Genomic DNA, 17,686 nt, shown 5'->3' with positions numbered 1-17,686 from the left:
ATGGAGGAATGTGAATGACAAGCACACCTGTAAGAAGCTCAGACTCTCTGATGAATCTTGTGGGAAAGACAGCGCAGACAACATTCTCAGGTATCAAAAATGCAGGAGGCACAAGCTTTGGTGATGTCATGGGAAAGACATCTGGCAGCAATGAAACAGCTGCTGCAGCGCAGAATGTGAAGAAAACCGGAAATACGGGAGAGTCCATCAGGGACAAACTTGGATCAGCCGGTAAGAGCACACAGACACTGAAGCCAAAGAATGGTGTAAAGGAAGAAAAGGACACCGGTGCTCTGGAAGATGCAGTGACAAAGGCAGGACAGGAGCTGGCAGCCAGTGTGGCCAGGGAGATGAACGTATCAGAGGCAGATGTTGAGGCTGCCATGGACGAACTTTCTCTTACACCGGCAGATCTGTTAAATGCAGAGAACCTGACTGAGCTTATAGTAGCACTTTCAGGGGCGGATGACTCCATGGCTCTTCTGACAGATGAAGGTCTGTATGATAACGTACAGAATCTTCTGATGCAGCTTTCCGATGTGAAGGAGGGGCTGATGGAGGAATTTTCCTTAAGTCCGCAGGAGCTTACGCAGAGCCTTGCAGAACTGCAGGAGATACCTGAACAGGTGACAGAAAATGTCACAGGAATGAAGAACACAGAAAACACAGTGCCGGAAGAAAATGTACGGACTGCAGATGTTCCGGAAGAAAGCGCCAGAATGGATGGGACTATAACCATTCAGAAGGAAGGTATGACAGAAGAAGCAGTTTCTGAAAAGCATACCGGAGAACATACATCCCACGAGGATGGAAAACAGGAGACTGGAAGCAGAGGACAGCACATGGGAGAAGCAGCCCCGGTGCATAATAATGTTCTTTTGCAGAAGGAAACAGAAGCACCCCTGCAGATGCAGGAAAGTGCAGCGTATGCGGAAAGCAGTACGCAGACACAGGAGATTATGGATCAGATCATGGATTACATGAAGGTACAGTTAAAGCCGGAAATGGATCAGCTGGAAATGCAGCTTCATCCGGAAACACTGGGAACATTGAAGATCCAGCTTGTGTCAAAGGGCGGTGAAGTGACCGCGCATTTCCAGGTACAGAATGAAAGTGTAAGGGCAGCAATTGAAAGCCAGATGACAGTTCTTAAGAATACCCTTGAAGAACAGGGTGTGAGGATAGAAGCTGTAGAGGTGACTGTAGAGAGCCACGCATTTGAAAGCAATCTGTACAAGGGACAGGACAGAGGAAATGAAAACCTCTATCAGGATAAGAAAAAAGCAAGAAGACGTCTGAATCTGAATGCCTTATCGGATGATTTCGAGGAGACGGCAGAGGAAGAGGAGCGTCTGGCAGCAAGCATGATGAAAGCAAATGGCACGACGGTAGATTATACCGCATAGGACGTGCAGAAAGGAGTACATAACAGATGGGCGTCAGCGCAGTAGTTAAAAATGGTGAGATCCAGGAAACCGCATCCCAGTCTTCCGTAAAGCAGGCCACCACATCCAAGAATGGAATGGATAAAGAAGCGTTCTTACAGCTTCTGGTAGCACAGATGAAATATCAGGATCCCCTGGAGCCTACCTCAAACACGGAATATATTTCCCAGTATGCAACCTTCTCACAGGTAGAGCAGATGCAGAATATGTCAGCTACACTGGAATTATCAAGGGCATCTTCCATGGTAGGAAAGCAGGTACTGATCCAGACAACGGATTCTGCCGGAAATACCAAGGAAGTACAGGGCATGGTTGAGTACGTGAAGTATGAAAACAACAAGGCATATGTTTCTATTGATGGTACCTTATATTCTATCGATGATGTGTCTGCAGTGATAGGCCAGGATTATCAGGATGCAGTTGATCTGGCACAGCTGTTTATTAAGACACTGTATGACCTGCCGGATGTTTCTGAGCTCACGCTGGAGCATAAGGACAAGGTTGAGACTCTCCAGAAGGCTTATAATGCCATGACAGATTACCAGAAGAGCTTTATCCCGGAAAGTGATGTGAAAAAATTGCAGAGCTATATAGACAGGATCACGGCACTTAAAGAAGAGAATAAGACTGAGAACGGCGATAAGACAGAAGGCGGAGAAGGGTCTGAAGGAAAGGATCCTGCAGGTAAGGATACTGGGAAAACCGAATAACAAGGATGCAGATTCCACTCAGGGAGGAGAACAGGATGAAAGTGCAGGATAGCGGATTCCTTTCCCTCAGACAGGTGCAGGATCAGTACCTTTCCGGAACCGGACAGTTAAAGAAGGGGCAGGAAAGGAACGGTGTTTCCTTTCAGGATATCCTGAATAACAAGCAGGAGGAAACACAGACAGTCAGATTTTCCAAGCATGCGGCAAGCAGGCTGGCAGACCGTCAGATCGAGCTTTCCAGAGGGCAGCTTGACAGACTGCAGGAGGGAACTGAAAAAGCACAGCAGAAGGGAATTAAGGAGTCATTAGTGCTGGTAGACCAGCTGGCATTTATTGTTAATGTTCCGAGCAGCACCGTAGTGACTGCCATGGACAGACAGGATGCCACAGAAAACATTTTTACAAATATTGATGGAGCCGTTATTATTTAAACAGCCGGACCTTACGGGGGCTGATGTTCCTGACTGACAGAGGGAACAGAAGCGGCTTACACTAAAGGAGGTCATTTTTCCTATGATGAGATCATTATATTCTGGTGTTGCGGGTCTTAAGACCCATCAGACCAGAATGGACGTAATTGGTAATAATATTGCAAACGTAAATACCACAGCTTACAAATCACAGTCTATGACATTCAGTGATCTGATGTATCAGACCACACAGGCTGCATCCGGTGCCAATCCGACAACCGGAGTAGGCGGTATCAACGCAAGGCAGATCGGTCTTGGTGCCAAGACAAGCGCGATCAAGACAGCGATCACAACTCAGGGTGCTTCCCAGACAACAAACGATCCCTTTGATATCATGATCACGGGGGATTCGTTCTTTATTGTAAACAACGGACAGAACAATTATTTCACAAGAGACGGTTCCTTCTACGTGGATGGCGCTGGAAATCTGGCAATGACCAGTACCGGATACAATGTCATGGGTTGGAAGGTAGACCCTAATGATGCATCTGCGATCAAGCAGGACACTGTATCCGCCCTCCGGATCATGACAACAGAAAACATGACATATCCTCCGGAAGCGACCAAGTCAGCAAGGATTTCCGGTATCATTGATAAGAATGATACTAATGTCAACGCTGCAGCCGGAAAGATCATGAACCTGGAGTTCTATGATAATCAGGGCTACAAATATACAGCAAAGCTGAGTGTGCACTCCACAACAACAGATGGAACCTTTACAGTACAGCTGGATGATATCCTGGATTCCAAGGGAAAGACGGTGCTGGCTGACAAGACAAAGGCAAGCCTGCAGCAGAATAATACGAATGTTACAGCCCCCGTGCTGGAGTTTGATCTAAAGAATGGCTCCTTCAAGAATGTGGGAACAGCAGGAGGAACAGAAAGCACACTGACGCTGCACTTTGATACGGGAACCTTCCCGAGCTTTACTGATATCACTATTGATTTTTCAAAATGCTCCAATCTGAACAACAACGGTTCCTCCACTGTTTCTCCGATCCGCGGAGATGCCAAGGGAAATGGCGCCGGACGTAAGGTAGGGGAAATGAGCGGGATCGAAATCCAGAAGGATGGAATGATCTATGCAAACTATGATAATGGCTGCTCCAGGCTTCTTGGACAGATCGCAGTAGCAACCTTCGCAAATGCGTCCGGTCTTGCCAAGGAAGGGGATAACCTCTATTCTGCAACACAGAACTCTGGTGATTTCGATGGTATCGGAAAAGATATTACAACTGGCGGCGGCTATATGAATACCGGTGTCCTTGAGATGAGTAACGTGGATCTTTCTTCTGAGTTTACGGAAATGATCACAACCCAGCGTGGTTTTCAGGCAAACAGCCGTATCATCACCGTATCAGATACATTACTTGAAGAACTGACTAATCTGAAAAGATAGGGTCAGACAGTAAACCCTGACAACAGAGGAAACAGTCCACTGAAGTGAAGCTTAAAGATAGAAATCTGGGGGAATCGGGGAGCCGGTTCCTTCAGATGTTTTGGAGGAAAAGCAGCAGTGATAGAGGTAACTAAGATCAATGGGACTAAAGTATTAGTAAATCCGGATCTGATCGAAGTTGTTGAAGAAACACCGGATACTGTGGTATTCTTTACCACGGGCAGAAAAATAATTATAAAAGAAAGTAGACAAGAGATAAAAAATCTTGTAAAATCTTATAGAAAGGAAATTTTTGCACATTAACGCAAAAACAGGTATTAATCGTGGATTTAGCGTCTCTCTTAGGGCTGTTATTATGTTTTGGAATGTGTGCCTTCGGTATGATACAGAGTGCCGGCCTTGCACATATTAACCGTTATCTGGATCTGCCGTCAATGATCATCACATTTGGCGGTTCATTCTTTGCGATCCTGATGGGATCGACACTGAAGGATTATATCGGCGGACTGAAGAGCTTTACCCTGATCTTCAAGGCTCCTGATCTGGATGCGAAGTCCATGATACAGAAGATCATAGATCTTTCCAATGTTGCCCGTAAGGAGGGATTGCTTTCCCTGGAGGAGGCAGCAGGTAATCTGGATGATGATTTCATGAAAAAGGGCATCCTGCTTATTGTGGATGGTACTGATCCGGATCTTGTAAGAGGAATCATGGAAACGGAGCTGATCAGTATTGAAGACCGCCATAAGAAGAATATTTCCTTTTGGGAGGATCTTGGAGCCATGGGTCCTGCCTGGGGTATGATCGGTACTCTGATCGGTCTTGTAAACATGCTTTATGAAATGGATGATCCTTCAGCAATCGGACCGTCCATGGCGGTAGCACTTATCACGACATTGTATGGATCCCTGCTTGCAAACTGGATCTGTACACCTGTTGCAAGCAAGCTTAAGACAAATAACTCGGGAGAGATCATGATGAAGGAGATCATGATCGAAGGTCTTCTTTCTATTCAGGCAGGAGAGAACCCGAGAGTCATAGAAGAGAAGTTGAAGTCCTTCCTTTCACCTGGTGACAGGATCATGCAGGAGGGTGACAACGGAGGTGAAGAGAATGGCTAAGAGGAAGCAGGAAGAACCGCCCAAGGGCGCCCCTGCGTGGACGTCGACCTTTGGTGATCTGATGAATCTTTTGCTGTGCTTCTTTGTAATGCTGTTTTCCATGTCTACCATGGATGCCCAGAAATTTGAACTGCTGGCAGCGTCCTTTAATCAGACGTTCAGCATATTTTCGGCAGGTGCATCTGCAATTGGTGACGGACTTCTGATCTCAAATGGTGTCAGTCAGCTGAATGAGCTGGATAATTATATTAACAGCACTGGCAGGGATGCGGAAGGAAATGTGATCCCGGATGATCTGGAATCAGCAGCAGATGCCATGGAACAGGCGAAGCTGGAAGCTTCTGAGGAGCTTGCAGAGAAGATCAGCGAGACGCTTCAGGAAAAGAACCTAAATAGTGAGATCGATGTGGAATTTACATCCCAGTATGTGCAGCTGACACTGAATGGAGCGATACTCTTTGACTCCGGAAGTGTCAAGCTTAAGGAGGAAGCACTTCCTATCATGAACCAGGTGGGACTTATTTTGCAGAAGTACAGTCCTGGTGTGATTGAAATAGAAGGACATACGGACAATGTGCCGATGTCCGGAGCGAAATACTCCAATAATGATGAGCTTAGTGATGGACGTGCACTTTCGGTATTTTATTATCTGGTGCAGAACACCACACTGGATCCGGCGATGATCAAGCACTCTGGCAGAGGGGAATATGATCCTGTTGCTGATAACTCTACCGCAGAAGGAAGAGCGAAAAACAGACGGGTCGAGATCAAGATTTATAATGAACTCAGCTCTTACTGATATAAAGGGGACTATAAACAATGAAAAAAAATCTGATATCTATCGTAATTCTTGCACTTCTGATTGTAAATGTCGTGCTTTCCGCTGTGACACTGATAAGTGTGACCGGAACCAATAAGAAAACGGCAGCACTTGTGGGAGATATCGCAGCAGCGATCTCCATAGATCTTGGAGAGGATGGCAGTGAAGAAGAACAGGAAACAGTTCCTATGTCAGATGTTGTAACATATGATATTGCAGATCTGACGATCCCTCTTGAAAGTACAGATGGTGATACGGCGAACCATGTTGCTGTGATTACTGTGACCTTTTCCATGAATTCGAAGGACAAGGATTATAAGGCATATGGTGATCTGAGTACAAGAGAAAGCCTGATCAAGGGTGAGATCAATGATGTTGTTTCTTCCTATACGCTGGAGGATATCAAGGTCAGCAGCAGCGAGGTGGAGCAGCAGATCCTTGAAAGAGTACAGAAGATGTTTGACTCCAAGTTCATATTTAATGTAACGTTGAGCAGTGCACTTTATCAATAGCACACAGATGTGGGACTGAAGAATGGATGAAGGAGGTGAGCTTCTGTGGGCGAGGTACTGTCTCAAAGTGAAATAGACAATCTGCTGGCTGCACTCAGCACCGGAGAACTGGATGTTGACCAGATGCAGGAGACAGGAGATAAACAGGTTAAGGACTATGATTTCAAGAGACCTGCGAAGTTCTCCAAGGAGCATCTGCGGACACTTGAAATTATTTATGAGCATTATGGAAGACTGCTGTCGACCAATCTTCCGGTTTATCTGCGGAAGAATATACAGGTGTCGGTGAGCAGCTCTGAGACTGTTACATTTTCGGAATTTACTAATTCGCTTTCCAATCCGGTCATTTTGGGGATTGTAGATTTCCAGCCGCTGAATGGAGATATTATCATAGAACTGGCATCCAATCTTGGATTTGCCATGATAGACAGAATGCTTGGCGGACAGGGACAGCCGCTTGATAAGGCCAGGGACTTCTCAGAGATAGAGATGATCATTCTGGAAAAGTTGATGGTTGTCTGTATGCAGCTGATGAGGGAACCATGGAAGAATGTCATTGATATCAATCCGGTAATGGAGAGGATTGAGACCAATGCACAGTTTGCACAGGTGATCGCGCCAAGTGACATGATCGCGATCGTAACGATGAATGTCAAGATCGGAGACGTGGAAGGACATATGAATGTCTGTCTTCCCTTCTTTACGCTGGAAGATGTCATGGACAAGCTGAATACGAAGTACTGGTTTTCTACCATGCAGAAGGAAAGCACTGAGAATTACAGTGAAAGTCTGGAAGCTATGCTGAAAAGGGTAGATGTTCCTGTCAGGGCTGTACTTGGAAAGAGCCTTGTATCAGTGAATGATTTTATAAACCTGCAGCTGGGAGATGTGATCAGGCTGGGAACAGGAGTTGCTTCAGAAATGGATGTATATGTAGGAAATATCAAGAAGTTCACGGCACTTCCTGGTTCAAACGGTGATAAATATGCTGTTCGGGTCATGTCGGTGATCAGAGAGGAGGAGTAGGAACGCATGGATGGAATGTTATCGCAGGATGAAATAAATGCACTGCTTAGTGGGATGGATCTTTCCAAGGGTGCAGATGGCGATACCACAGCGGATCCTGCAAAGACAGGAGATGCCGGGGAAGCAGAAAATGCTGCAGCAGATGACAGTACGAAAACAGAAGGTGCAGGTACTTCGGGATCAGAGATCAAATCAGATCCGATTGATGAAAACCTGTTAAGTGATACAGAGAAGGATGCTATTGGAGAGATCGCCAATATCAGCATGGGGTCTTCTGCAACAACACTGTATTCGTTGGTAAACAGAAAAGTGAATATTACAACCCCAGTTGTTGAACTTGCAAACTGGGATACGGTGACTAGGGATTATCAAAGACCGTGCGTCTTTATTCAGATCAGATATACATCAGGACTTGATGGCTCCAATATTATGATACTCAAGGAGCATGACGTTAAGGTGATCACAGACCTGATGATGGGAGGAGATGGAAGTAATACAGATGGTGAACTCGGAGAGCTACATCTGAGTGCCATTTCCGAGGCGATGAACCAGATGATGGGATCAGCGGCCACTTCCATGTCAACGATGCTTGGGAAAATGATCGATATCAGTCCCCCGGAAGCAACCAGGATCGATCTGCAGGATTTTAAATTTGGTGGAGACATTGCAGATTTCCTCTCACATACTTTTGTAAAGATTTCTTTCCGGATGCAGATCGAAGATCTTGTAGACAGTACGATCATGCAGCTTTATCCGATAGAATTTGCGAAGAGCCTTTATGAAACATTTATATCCACGCAGGATTCCGCACCGGCACCAGCCACTGCACCGGCAGCACCGGAACCAGCGCCATATGTGCCGCCGACAGCAGCTGCTCCGGCAGGAAGCGTGAATCCACAGATGGGCACACAGCAGATGGGTGCGGCACCTGGCTATGGAATGCCACAGATGGGCATGGCACCCGGTTATGGAATGCCGCAGATGGGTACGATGCCTGGCTATGGAATGCCACAGATGGATATGAGCCAGCAGCAGAGCATGAATATTCAGCCTGCACAGTTCCAGAACTTTTCCGGTGCCACAGGACAGGGGCAGATGCCCGGTCAGGAGAATATCGGTCTGATCATGGATGTACCGCTGGAGGTTACCGTAGAGCTTGGAAGGACGAAGAAATCCATTGCCGAGATTCTGGATTTTGCACCGGGTACGATCATCGAACTGGACAAGATCGCCGGAGAGCCGGTAGATGTGCTGGTAAATGGAAAATTTGTAGCTAAAGGTGAAGTTGTAGTAATCGAAGAGAGTTTTGGTGTCCGCGTAACGGAGATCATTAAATAGAAAAGTATAGGAGAAAAGTTATGGCAAAGAATATTTTAATTGTAGACGATGCAGCATTCATGCGTATGATGATTAAGGACATTCTGACCAAAAATGGTTATAATGTTGCCGGAGAAGCAGAGAATGGAGCAAAGGCTCTTGAAAAATACAACGAGCTGAAGCCCGATCTTGTTCTGATGGATATCACGATGCCGGAGGTAGATGGCATTCAGGCACTGAAAAATATCAAGGCAGCAGATCCTTCTGCACAGGTTATCATGTGTTCAGCAATGGGTCAGCAGGCAATGGTTATTGAGGCTATCCAGAGTGGAGCCAAAGACTTTATTGTAAAGCCGTTCCAGGCAGATCGTGTACTGGAGGCAGTAAAGAAGGTAGTAGGATAATATGCTTCTGACAGGTATGGACAGAACGGATGGGTTTTTACAGTTTATGACAGTACTGATCCTGTTCGTCTTTGTCCTTGCGGTCACCTGGCTGACTACGAGATGGATCGCAGGGTACCAGAAGACAAAGGCGGCAGGGTGTAATCTTGAAGTGATTGAGACCATGCGGGTTACCGGAAATAAATATCTGCAGATTGTACGTGCAGGTGAAAGATATCTGGTCATTGCAGTGGGAAAAGATGAAATTCATATGCTGGCTGAATTGTCCAGAGAAGAGATCCAGTTCCATGAAAATGGTAACGGACAGAATCTGAATTTTGGTGACATACTGGAAAAGTTTAAAAAACAGAACGCAAAAGAGGATGACTGAGTTTTGAACCGCATGAAAAAGTTTTTCCATGCAAACAGAATAATGAAAATCATATGCCTGCTGCTGACGGTGGGCATATTGTCTATTATCCCTTCTTCCAGTGTATATGCAACAGAGGTGGATTCCCACCTTACGGGCAGTACAGAGGAAAGGACGAATATTGAAGAACCGGGAACGGCCAGCACTCCTGACGAGCTTTCGGAACTGAATATTGCCAATACGATGACAGTTACCTATAATAATGGAAACGGACAGGTGAGTGGATCCTTAAGGATTCTGATCACACTGACGCTGATCGCACTGGCACCAACCCTTCTGATCATGCTTACCTCTTTTACGAAGGTACTGATCGTTCTGCATTTTACAAGGTCGGCTTTAAATACCCAGACAGCGCCTCCGAATCAGGTGTTGATTGGGTTAGCTTTATTTCTGACCTTTTTTATTATGCGTCCTTACATGACACAGATCTATGAGGAAGCGGTTGTCCCCATGGAGCAGGGTGAGATCGACCAGCAGGAATTTTTGGAAAGAGGGATCCAGCCACTCAGGGAATTTATGTATAAGCAGACACAGACAGAGGATGTGGATGTATTTATGGATATCAGCGGTGACAGCTGGGAGAGCGGGGCGCTGGATGATATTCCGTTATCAGTGCTGGCACCGGCCTTTATGGTGGGACAGCTAAGGGAAGCGTTTATCATTGGCTTTATTATTTATATACCGTTTATCGTGATCGATATGGTGGTATCATCAGCATTGATGAGTATGGGTATGATGATGCTGCCGCCTACAACGATATCCATGCCGTTCAAGATCCTGCTGTTTGTACTTGCAGACGGATGGAATCTGATCATAGTGAATCTGGTCAGGACATTCAAATGATGGAAGGAGCATAAGCAATGAGTATTGATGACGTTACGGCAATTGCCAGCGATGCCCTGTTTCTTGTGATCAAGGTATCAGCGCCGATTCTTCTGGTGTCTTTGATCGTGGGGCTTCTGATCAGTATCTTTCAGACAGTAACATCGATCCAGGAACAGACACTGACCTTTGTACCCAAGATACTGGCAGTCTTTCTGTCCATTATCGTGCTGGGAAACTGGATGCTTACGCAGATAACAGAATTTATGAACAGACTGTGGTCTAATTTCAGTCTGTATACCAGGTAGGATATGATAGATTACAGTTTCAGCTATGGTGATCTTGAATTATTTCTTCTTATTTTTGTCAGGGTTGCCAGCTTTGTCTATATTGCACCATTCTTCAGTATGAGCAATACGCCGTCAAGAGTGCGTGTGGGACTTGCTTTTTTTATATCGGTTCTGTTATATCAGACAGGACCGGAGCAGGAGGCTGCATATGATACACTGACAGGATATACCATTATTGTTATGAAAGAGGCAGTAACCGGATTCCTGATAGGCTTTGGAGCCAACCTCTGCACGGCGGTAGTATCCTTTGCGGGGCAGATTGCAGATATGGAGATGGGGCTTTCCATGGCCAGTCTGTTTGACCCTGCTACCAAACAGCAGACGACGATTACCGGTGTATATTACAATTATATGGTATTGCTTCTGCTCATGATCTCCGGCATGCACAGATATCTGCTGAAAGCACTTGCTGAGACTTATGAACTGATTCCCATTAATGGAGCGGTGTTCCATGACGATGCACTGCTGCAGGCACTGATCACCTTTATGGGAGATTATATTATCGTAGGCTTCAGGATCTGCCTGCCGATCTTTGCAGTGATGATTATCCTGAATGCTGTGCTTGGCATTCTTGCCAAGGTGTCACCGCAGCTGAATATGTTTGCAGTTGGTATCCAGATGAAGGTGCTGGTGGGTTTCTGTGTGCTTTTTGTAACAACGGCGATGCTGCCGGATGCGGCAGGCTTCATTTACGAACAGATGAAGCGTATGGTTGTCAGCTTTGTCAGGGTAATGAGTGCATAAAAGGAAAGCTCTATGGTTTTAGAATATAATCTGCAGTTTTTTGCAAAGGATGGACCAGGCGGGGAAAAGACAGAAGAGCCTACCGCCAAAAAACTGGAAGATGCCAGAAAAGAAGGACAGGTAGCCAAAAGTAAGGAGATAGGAAATGCTTTTGGACTGCTTGCCATGTTCATACTGCTAAAGGTATATGTGGGAAGTCTCGGGGAAAATATGGTAGACTGTTTCTCCGGTATTTACAACCAGATCCCGGATGCAATCACCATGTATGGAGGAAAGATCCCGGTAGCAGCGCTTTTTGTCCTGCTCCATACGGTCATCCTGAAGACGCTTCTGATGCTGGCTCCTGTTTTTCTGATTGGAGTAGTAGTTGCAGTTGTATGTGATGTGGTACAGGTTAAGTGGAAGCCTACCAGCAAGCCTCTGCAGCCAAAGTTCAGCAAGCTCAATCCCATATCTGGATTTAAACGTATTTTTTCAGCAAATGCACTGATCGAGCTTCTGAAATCCATAGCTAAGATCGGCATTATATGTTATGTTGTCTACAGCTACATGAAGGATAAAATAGCAGGTGTTTTTCTACTGTATGATATGAGCCTCAATCAGGCGATTTCGCTGGTGGGAGAAACTGCCATTGATGTGGGGATCAGGATCTCTGCTGTCTATATGGTGATCGCTTTTCTGGATTATGCATATCAGAAGCATAAGTTTAAAGAAGACATGAAGATGACCAAGCAGGAAGTCAAGGATGAGTATAAGAATCAGGAGGGAGATCCACAGGTCAAGGGTAAACAGAAGCAGAGGATGCAGGAAGCGTCCAGAAGACGTATGATGCAGCAGCTTCCGGAAGCAGATGTGGTCATTACCAATCCGACTCATTATGCGGTGGCGATCAAATATGATCCTGATAAATACGATGCGCCTTATGTCATAGCTAAAGGAGAGGATTTTCTGGCACAGAAGATCAAGGAGATCGCCAGAGAGCATGATGTGGAGATCGTAGAGAATAAGCCGCTTGCCAGAATGCTGTATGCTAACGTGGATATTGGGGGACTGATCCCACCGGAGCTTTATCAGTCGGTGGCAGAAGTACTTGCGTTTGTATATCATCTGAAGGGTAAAGCATAAATAAAAGGAAAGGAGAAAAAAGATGAAGAAACAGGATCTGGCAGTTGCAGCATATCTGGTTGCAGCCTTTGTAATGATGATCATACCAATCCCGAGCTGGCTTCTCGATATTCTCCTTGCCTGTAATATAGCTCTTGGTTTTACGATCCTGTTTACGGCAATGTTTGCCAAGGAGGTTCTGGATATGTCATTCTTTCCGACCATCCTTCTGTTCACCACGATATTCAGGATCGCCCTGAATATTTCTTCCACAAGACTGATTCTGACAACGGGGGATCCTGGTGAAGTGGTCCAGACCTTCGGTAATTATGTCGGAGGCGGTGACCTGATCGTAGGTGCGATCGTTTTCCTGATCCTTATCATTGTCCAGTTTATGATCATCAATAAAGGTTCTGAACGTGTGGCTGAAGTAACAGCACGTTTTACTCTGGATGCCATGCCCGGTAAGCAGATGGCGATCGATGCGGATCTGAATACCGGTGCAATCAATGATGCAGAGGCCAAGAGAAGAAGAGATAAGATCCAGGAGGAGGCAAGCTTCTTTGGCTCCATGGATGGTGCTGTGAAGTATGTAAAGGGAGATGCCACGGCAGGTCTTATTATTACTGCAGTCAATATTGTGGGCGGTATTGCCATGGGAGTCCTGAGACGTGGAATGGACTTTAACAACGCGTTAAATACCTATACGATCCTGACAATCGGTGATGGTCTGGTCAGCCAGATCCCGTCTCTGCTGATCTCTCTGTCAACAGGTATTCTGGTAACAAAGGGCTCAAAGGATGCCGATTTTGGTGCAGTGCTGATCAGACAGGTGTTTGGAATACCCAAGGCGTTATATATAGTAGGGATCATTATCTGTACCCTTGGTATCGTGACTCCTTTCCCGACACTGATCTTCCTGACTCTCGGACTGGTATTCATTGTCTGTGGCCGTGTGATCGCCGGAGAGATTGAAACAGCCAGGATTGAGAATGAGGTAGACGAGGAGGAGATCGCAGCAGAGGAGATCAGGCAGCCTGAAAATGTCAACAGTCTGCTGCAGGTAGATCCTATTGAGCTGGAATTTGGGTATGGCATCATCCCCCTTGCTGATGTGAATCAGGGTGGTGATCTGCTTGACCGTGTAGTCATGATCAGAAGACAGATCGCACTTGAGCTTGGTACTGTAGTGCCGATCATCAGACTGCGTGACAATATCCAGCTGAACCCGAACCAGTATATTATCAAGATCAAGGGAATCCAGGTTAGTGAAGGTGAGATCCTGTTTGATCATTATATGGCCATGAATCCCGGTTATGTAGAGGAAGAGATCACAGGTATCCCTACCTTCGAGCCATCCTTCCATCTGCCGGCTATCTGGATCACAGAGGGACAGCGGGAAAGAGCAGAGAGTCTTGGCTATACCGTAGTAGATCCGCCGTCCATTATAGCAACGCATCTGACAGAGATCATCAGACAGCATATTTCAGAGCTCCTTACCAGACAGGATGTACAGAATCTTGTTAATAACCTGAAGGATACCAATCCTTCACTGGTTGAAGAGCTGACACCAAAGCTGCTTGGCCTTGGCGAGATCCAGAAGGTGCTGCAGAATCTCTTAAAGGAGGGAATTTCCATCAGGGATCTGCTCACTATATTTGAAACACTGGCGGACTATGCACCTTCTACAAGGGATACAGATATTTTGACAGAGTATGTGAGACAGAGCCTGAAGAGAGCAATCTCCAGCAAGTTCTTCCCAGCTAATGAAACCACCAGTGTAGTGACGCTGGATCCGAAGCTGGAGCAGGAGATCATGGCAAGCGTAAAGCAGTCAGAGAACGGTGCATATCTGACGCTGGATCCCGAAAAAACGAAGGCGATCATGAAGAGTGTTGGGGATGAGATTGCCAAGCTGGAAAACCTGGGCAAGAATCCGATCATTGTAACATCTCCCATTGTAAGAATGTACTTTAAGCGTCTGACTGAGGATTATTACAGGGATCTGATCGTAGTATCCTATAATGAGATAGAGAATAATGTTGAACTGCAGTCGGTAGGAATGGTGACAGCATGATAATAAAGAAATTTCAGGCAAAAACAGAAAATGATGCAGTAGAAGCTGCAAAAAAAGAACTGGGAAGCGCAGTCGTGATCATGAATGTGCGCAAGGTAAAACGGAAAGGACCTTTTGGATTCCTGCTTCCACAGCTGACAGAGGTCACGGTGGCTCTTGAAGAAGAAAGCGAACAGAAGGTGCAGTCACTGCGAAAGAATACAGACACCCAGAATGGTAATGCTGTAAAAGCAGAGAAAACAGCAGAGAGCCGGCATGTGGCGGAAGGAGATCCTCAGGGACAGAAGGATTTTGAAAAGCAGCTGGAAAACAGTGTGATCGAAGAGAAGCTGGACAGTCTGCACAGTCTTCTGGAGCAGCAGCTGAAAAAGCCTGAGGAAGAAACAGAAGAAGCGCCAGAAGAAGAGATAAAGGAAGATGAAATGTCCCGATTTATCAAACTGGTATACAATACCATGCTGGATAATGAAGTGGATGAAAAATATGCAAACCTGATCATTGATGAGATGGAGAAGAACAACAAGCCGGGAACACCGTTTGATCATGCACTGGCGGATGTCTATCAGAAAATGATACTGAAATTTGGAAATTCACAGGAACTGACAGAAAGCCAGAAGGGACCAAAAGTTGTGTTCTTTATCGGACCGACCGGTGTTGGCAAGACAACAACCATTGCCAAGATCGCAGCAGAATATCAGCTTGATAAAAAAAAGAAGGTAGCTCTTCTGACAGCAGATACATACAGGATCGCTGCGGCTGAACAGCTTCGGACGTATGCCGGTATTCTGGAGGTACCCTTCAGAGTCATTTATTCCGCAGAAGAGATCAGCCAGGCAGTCCGCGATTTCCAGGATTATGATTATATCATGGTGGACACAGCAGGACATGCCCACCAGAATGAAGATCAGAGAGAGATCATAAAGGGACTGATCCATGCAGCAGATGGACTGACAGATACAGATGTATTCCTGGTTCTTTCTGCTACAACAAAATATAATGACCTGAAGAAGATCGTGGATGCTTACCGGGAGGTAACTGATTACAGACTGATCTTTACCAAGCTGGACGAAACAGAGGAACGGGGTAATATGTTCAATATCAGGCTTTATACAGGAGCAGAGATCTGCTACGTTACCTGCGGACAGAATGTACCGGATGATTTGGAAAGCTTTAATCCACAGAAAACAGTAAAGCTGCTGCTTGGCGGCAGAAAAGACGCAAGAAAGTAATGAGACTGGAAAAGGTATGAATTGAATGAGAGGTAAGGAATGGATCAGGCACAGCAGTTAAGAAATATCATAAAGGCGAATAATATAGCAAAGCCTGAAGCAAGAGTGATCACAGTGACCAGTGGTAAGGGCGGTGTGGGAAAATCCAATACGGCAATTAACCTGGCGATCCAGTTTCGTAAAATGGATAAGAAGGTGGTGATCCTTGATGCGGATTTCGGACTTGCCAATATAGAGATCATGTTTGGAACAGTTCCCAAGCACAATTTCTGTGATATGATATATCAGGGAAAGAGCATGAAGGAAATTATCACCTGGGGTCCTATGGATGTGGGATTTGTTTCAGGGGGCTCCGGGATAGCGGGACTTTCCAACCTGGGTAAGGAATATCTGACTTATATCATCGGAAACCTGAGGGAGTTAGATTCTATTGCAGATGTGATCATTATAGATACAGGAGCGGGGATCTCCGATTCCGTGCTGGAATTCCTGGTAGCCAGCGGAGAGATCCTGCTGGTGACGACACCGGAGCCCACTTCTATTACGGATTCCTATTCCCTGCTGAAAGCACTGAGAAGGCATCCTGACTTTGAAGAACAGGCAGTCAGGATCAAGATGGTCGCTAATAAAGTGTCCGGACAGGAGGAGGGAAGGATCCTGTATGACAAATTAAATTCCGTTGTAACCAGATACTTAAGCCTTTCTATGGAATACCTGGGAGCAGTGCCGAACGATACCCATTTAAGCAGGGCGGTCATGCAGCAGATGCCGGTTTCCCTGCAGAATCCGGGAGCGCCTTCAGCACTTGCTTATGAGGAGATCGCAGCAAGGCTGATGAATGTGGAACTAAACAGAAATGTGGCAAGACGTGGCATGGCAGCCCTTTTTGCACATATGATAGGCAACAAGAAAAATAGAGGTCAGGGGGAGAACTGATGCTGTCAAAATATGTGGTTCCGGGAAACAGAGTGGAGATTCAGTCCGCCGGACGGGTAAAATTCACAGGAGAAACAGAAAAAAAGAAGGTTTATCAGACTACTGTATATGATGTAGTATCAGAGGATCGTCTGGAGATCTATATGCCTATGGAAAAATCAAAGCTGATCCTGCTTCCGGTAGATGAAGAATTTGATCTGTATTTTTATACAACAAACGGACTGTATCAGTGCTTTGCAAAAATTATAGACAGATACAAGACAGACAATAAATATCTTCTTCTGCTGGAGCTGACCAGTAACTTAAGAAGATTCCAGCGCAGAGAATATTACCGTCTCAGCTGTGCACTGGAAATGAATGCAAGGAGTCTGCAGAAAGAGGAGATAGAGGCAGTTGAACAGAATAATAACTATCTGGTACCGGGACTTCCGCTGACCCGCAGCATTATTGTTGATATCAGTGGCGGTGGAATCCGGTTCGTAGGAGACTATGCTTATGAACAGGGAAGCCTGATCTGCTGCAAATATCATCTCCTGATCGACGGAAAAGATAAAGAGTACACACTGATCGCAAAAGTGATCGCTGTCAGGGAGCTGGATGAGCACCGGGGGCTATACGAGCACCGTGCCCAGTATATCAATATCGATACCATGGAAAGAGAAGAGATCATACGGTTTATCTTTGAAGAGGAAAGAAAGCACAGAAAAAGAGAAAAAAACATAGAATGATCACTTTGCACCCATGTGAAGCAACTGGCGTGATATAATATAAGCAATAATCAACAGGAAAGA

Annotated in this window: 20 protein-coding genes; all 20 read left to right on the top strand. The window is 45.8% G+C overall.

Annotation, left to right across the window (positions count from 1 at the left end):
* The first annotated feature begins 14 nt into the window (after positions 1 to 14).
* The 20 genes from OCV77_RS03895 to OCV77_RS03800 all read left to right on the top strand — a co-directional run bounded on the left by OCV77_RS03895 (position 15) and on the right by OCV77_RS03800 (position 17,623).
* Entirely contained in the window at positions 15 to 1,406 is a 1,392-nt protein-coding gene (locus OCV77_RS03895) for a flagellar hook-length control protein FliK (RefSeq protein WP_262573472.1), read from the top strand.
* A gap of 26 nt (positions 1,407 to 1,432) precedes the next feature.
* On the top strand, positions 1,433 to 2,155 hold the full coding sequence (locus OCV77_RS03890) for a flagellar hook assembly protein FlgD (protein ID WP_262573471.1): 723 nt from the start codon (positions 1,433 to 1,435) through the stop codon (positions 2,153 to 2,155).
* 35 nt (positions 2,156 to 2,190) lie between these two features.
* A complete protein-coding gene (locus OCV77_RS03885) occupies positions 2,191 to 2,586 on the top strand; it encodes a TIGR02530 family flagellar biosynthesis protein (protein ID WP_262573470.1) in 396 nt (131 codons plus the stop codon).
* Between the two features lie 82 nt (positions 2,587 to 2,668).
* Entirely contained in the window at positions 2,669 to 4,024 is a 1,356-nt protein-coding gene (locus OCV77_RS03880; protein ID WP_262573469.1) for a flagellar hook protein FlgE, read from the top strand.
* Positions 4,025 to 4,141: 117 nt separating this feature from the next.
* Complete coding sequence (locus OCV77_RS03875; RefSeq protein ID WP_118797609.1) at positions 4,142 to 4,327, top strand: flagellar FlbD family protein; 186 nt, start codon at positions 4,142 to 4,144, stop codon at positions 4,325 to 4,327.
* A gap of 20 nt (positions 4,328 to 4,347) precedes the next feature.
* Complete coding sequence (locus tag OCV77_RS03870; RefSeq protein ID WP_262573468.1) at positions 4,348 to 5,145, top strand: motility protein A; 798 nt, start codon at positions 4,348 to 4,350, stop codon at positions 5,143 to 5,145.
* Positions 5,138 to 5,944 (top strand): OmpA/MotB family protein, encoded by an 807-nt coding sequence (locus OCV77_RS03865; protein WP_118797610.1) that lies wholly within the window; start codon positions 5,138 to 5,140, stop codon positions 5,942 to 5,944. The genes OCV77_RS03870 and OCV77_RS03865 overlap by 8 nt, the downstream gene beginning before the upstream one ends.
* A gap of 20 nt (positions 5,945 to 5,964) precedes the next feature.
* The gene (locus OCV77_RS03860; protein ID WP_118797611.1) at positions 5,965 to 6,477 is read left to right on the top strand and encodes an SPFH domain-containing protein; all 513 of its coding nucleotides are present in this window, start codon (positions 5,965 to 5,967) and stop codon (positions 6,475 to 6,477) included.
* 45 nt (positions 6,478 to 6,522) lie between these two features.
* Positions 6,523 to 7,503 (top strand): flagellar motor switch protein FliM, encoded by a 981-nt coding sequence (gene fliM / locus OCV77_RS03855; protein WP_118797612.1) that lies wholly within the window; start codon positions 6,523 to 6,525, stop codon positions 7,501 to 7,503.
* 6 nt (positions 7,504 to 7,509) lie between these two features.
* Positions 7,510 to 8,841, top strand: a complete 1,332-nt coding sequence (gene fliY / locus OCV77_RS03850) for a flagellar motor switch phosphatase FliY (RefSeq protein ID WP_262573464.1) — start codon at positions 7,510 to 7,512, stop codon at positions 8,839 to 8,841.
* Positions 8,842 to 8,861: 20 nt separating this feature from the next.
* Positions 8,862 to 9,224 carry a response regulator gene (locus OCV77_RS03845; protein ID WP_118797614.1) on the top strand — a complete coding sequence of 121 codons (363 nt, stop codon included), beginning with the start codon at positions 8,862 to 8,864 and terminating at the stop codon, positions 9,222 to 9,224.
* A 1-nt stretch (position 9,225) separates the two neighbouring features.
* A complete protein-coding gene (locus tag OCV77_RS03840; RefSeq protein ID WP_118797615.1) occupies positions 9,226 to 9,594 on the top strand; it encodes a flagellar biosynthetic protein FliO in 369 nt (122 codons plus the stop codon).
* Between the two features lie 12 nt (positions 9,595 to 9,606).
* Positions 9,607 to 10,476, top strand: coding sequence for a flagellar type III secretion system pore protein FliP (gene fliP / locus OCV77_RS03835; protein WP_118797616.1), 870 nt, complete (start codon positions 9,607 to 9,609; stop codon positions 10,474 to 10,476).
* Between the two features lie 17 nt (positions 10,477 to 10,493).
* Entirely contained in the window at positions 10,494 to 10,763 is a 270-nt protein-coding gene (gene fliQ, locus OCV77_RS03830) for a flagellar biosynthesis protein FliQ (protein ID WP_118797617.1), read from the top strand.
* Positions 10,764 to 10,766: 3 nt separating this feature from the next.
* On the top strand, positions 10,767 to 11,549 hold the full coding sequence (gene fliR / locus OCV77_RS03825; RefSeq protein ID WP_118797618.1) for a flagellar biosynthetic protein FliR: 783 nt from the start codon (positions 10,767 to 10,769) through the stop codon (positions 11,547 to 11,549).
* A 12-nt stretch (positions 11,550 to 11,561) separates the two neighbouring features.
* On the top strand, positions 11,562 to 12,674 hold the full coding sequence (gene flhB, locus OCV77_RS03820; RefSeq protein ID WP_262573461.1) for a flagellar biosynthesis protein FlhB: 1,113 nt from the start codon (positions 11,562 to 11,564) through the stop codon (positions 12,672 to 12,674).
* Positions 12,675 to 12,696: 22 nt separating this feature from the next.
* Positions 12,697 to 14,730, top strand: coding sequence for a flagellar biosynthesis protein FlhA (gene flhA / locus OCV77_RS03815; RefSeq protein ID WP_118797620.1), 2,034 nt, complete (start codon positions 12,697 to 12,699; stop codon positions 14,728 to 14,730).
* On the top strand, positions 14,727 to 15,959 hold the full coding sequence (gene flhF, locus OCV77_RS03810; RefSeq protein ID WP_262573460.1) for a flagellar biosynthesis protein FlhF: 1,233 nt from the start codon (positions 14,727 to 14,729) through the stop codon (positions 15,957 to 15,959). The genes flhA and flhF overlap by 4 nt, the downstream gene beginning before the upstream one ends.
* Positions 15,960 to 15,998: 39 nt before the next feature.
* Positions 15,999 to 16,895: a MinD/ParA family protein gene (locus OCV77_RS03805; protein WP_262573459.1), complete on the top strand. Its 897-nt coding sequence runs from the start codon at positions 15,999 to 16,001 to the stop codon at positions 16,893 to 16,895.
* Positions 16,895 to 17,623 (top strand): flagellar brake protein, encoded by a 729-nt coding sequence (locus tag OCV77_RS03800; RefSeq protein WP_118797623.1) that lies wholly within the window; start codon positions 16,895 to 16,897, stop codon positions 17,621 to 17,623. Before OCV77_RS03805 ends, OCV77_RS03800 begins: the two co-directional genes overlap by 1 nt.
* The last annotated feature ends 63 nt before the right edge of the window (positions 17,624 to 17,686 follow it).

It is taken from the genome of Suilimivivens aceti (assembly GCF_025567405.1).
Taxonomy (GTDB): Bacteria; Bacillota; Clostridia; order Lachnospirales; family Lachnospiraceae; genus Suilimivivens; species Suilimivivens aceti.
This window is presented reverse-complemented; position numbering and strand designations above follow the sequence as displayed.

What these genes read in the sequence shown, in the direction of transcription:
- OCV77_RS03895 (WP_262573472.1), top strand. Translation starts at nt 15, where the DNA reads ATGACAAGCACACCTGTAAGAAGCTCAGACTCTCTGATGAATCTTGTG.
- OCV77_RS03890 (WP_262573471.1), top strand. Translation starts at nt 1,433, where the DNA reads ATGGGCGTCAGCGCAGTAGTTAAAAATGGTGAGATCCAGGAAACCGCA.
- OCV77_RS03885 (WP_262573470.1), top strand. Translation starts at nt 2,191, where the DNA reads ATGAAAGTGCAGGATAGCGGATTCCTTTCCCTCAGACAGGTGCAGGAT.
- OCV77_RS03880 (WP_262573469.1), top strand. Translation starts at nt 2,669, where the DNA reads ATGATGAGATCATTATATTCTGGTGTTGCGGGTCTTAAGACCCATCAG.
- OCV77_RS03865 (WP_118797610.1), top strand. Translation starts at nt 5,138, where the DNA reads ATGGCTAAGAGGAAGCAGGAAGAACCGCCCAAGGGCGCCCCTGCGTGG.
- OCV77_RS03860 (WP_118797611.1), top strand. Translation starts at nt 5,965, where the DNA reads ATGAAAAAAAATCTGATATCTATCGTAATTCTTGCACTTCTGATTGTA.
- fliY (WP_262573464.1), top strand. Translation starts at nt 7,510, where the DNA reads ATGGATGGAATGTTATCGCAGGATGAAATAAATGCACTGCTTAGTGGG.
- OCV77_RS03845 (WP_118797614.1), top strand. Translation starts at nt 8,862, where the DNA reads ATGGCAAAGAATATTTTAATTGTAGACGATGCAGCATTCATGCGTATG.
- OCV77_RS03840 (WP_118797615.1), top strand. Translation starts at nt 9,226, where the DNA reads ATGCTTCTGACAGGTATGGACAGAACGGATGGGTTTTTACAGTTTATG.
- fliP (WP_118797616.1), top strand. Translation starts at nt 9,607, where the DNA reads ATGAAAAAGTTTTTCCATGCAAACAGAATAATGAAAATCATATGCCTG.
- fliQ (WP_118797617.1), top strand. Translation starts at nt 10,494, where the DNA reads ATGAGTATTGATGACGTTACGGCAATTGCCAGCGATGCCCTGTTTCTT.
- fliR (WP_118797618.1), top strand. Translation starts at nt 10,767, where the DNA reads ATGATAGATTACAGTTTCAGCTATGGTGATCTTGAATTATTTCTTCTT.
- flhB (WP_262573461.1), top strand. Translation starts at nt 11,562, where the DNA reads ATGGTTTTAGAATATAATCTGCAGTTTTTTGCAAAGGATGGACCAGGC.
- flhA (WP_118797620.1), top strand. Translation starts at nt 12,697, where the DNA reads ATGAAGAAACAGGATCTGGCAGTTGCAGCATATCTGGTTGCAGCCTTT.
- flhF (WP_262573460.1), top strand. Translation starts at nt 14,727, where the DNA reads ATGATAATAAAGAAATTTCAGGCAAAAACAGAAAATGATGCAGTAGAA.
- OCV77_RS03805 (WP_262573459.1), top strand. Translation starts at nt 15,999, where the DNA reads ATGGATCAGGCACAGCAGTTAAGAAATATCATAAAGGCGAATAATATA.
- OCV77_RS03800 (WP_118797623.1), top strand. Translation starts at nt 16,895, where the DNA reads ATGCTGTCAAAATATGTGGTTCCGGGAAACAGAGTGGAGATTCAGTCC.